At 56.7% G+C, this 815-nt stretch carries 1 pseudogene; it reads right to left on the bottom strand.

Annotated features, from left to right (window positions below):
• Positions 1-183: 183 nt before the first annotated feature.
• Positions 184-696, bottom strand: a pseudogene (locus ACOCD2_RS23060) (helix-turn-helix domain-containing protein); the annotation flags it as partial.
• Positions 697-815 lie beyond the last annotated feature (119 nt).

The raw sequence follows: 815 nt of genomic DNA, 5'->3' as shown, positions 1-815 counted from the left end.
TCTGTCAAAAAAACATCCTCCAGAGCCCCTGAGAGAGCGAAAAACACGAGAATCTCTTCTCTTGGCGAGTACCTTGGCACGAGAAATGGGCTATCGGGCTATCTTGGCCACGTCCCGGCGCCCAAAAACACCGGAACCAGGGGATCGGTGAGCGATGCGGGCTAAGCCCTTCTCACTAACACCCTCCGCCAGGCAGGCTTTGTGGATCAACAGTGAGGCATTCTCGGCGGTTTCGTTTTCATGAATTTCCCAGCCTACAATCTTGCGACTGTAAATATCCATCACCAGGTAGAGCCGATAGAACAAACCCGTTACGGTGGTCGCCAGGAACGTGATGTCCCAACTCCAGACTTCATTCGGCCCTGCTGCCTTGTAAGCGGCGGGTTTCGCGACTTTCCTCGGGGCTTGGTCTTTCCCGCGGTGGTGTAGCTGGTCCGCCTCCTTCATTATCCGGTAAAAGCTCGATTCTGATGCGATATAGATCCCTTCATCAGCCAATGCCGGTACGATCTGTGACGGAGGAAGGCTCTGATACGCTGCCTCGTTGCAGGTCTTCAGAATCTGTTGTCGTTCCTCTGGCGTCAGCTTGTTCGCAGGCGCCTGGCGTTCTGCGTCTGGGCGGCCATCGGCTTTGACACTGCCGTACTGGGTCCAGCGCCTATAGGTGCGCGAACTGATCTCTAGTTCACTACAGGCACTGCCAGCCATGGAGAGCGAAGCGAAGGCTGGTAGACCCCAGTAGCCGCGAGGCCGCACTGTTTTCCCGGCGTGCCTTGCGCCAGAGGGAAAACAAAGTAGGCCTCCGAACGCGGCGT

This window comes from Thiolapillus sp. (genome assembly GCF_048562965.1).
GTDB classification, from domain to species: Bacteria; Pseudomonadota; Gammaproteobacteria; order Chromatiales; family Chromatiaceae; genus Thiolapillus; species Thiolapillus brandeum_A.
Note: the sequence above shows the minus strand (reverse complement) of the source record. Positions and strands in the feature narration are given on the sequence as shown.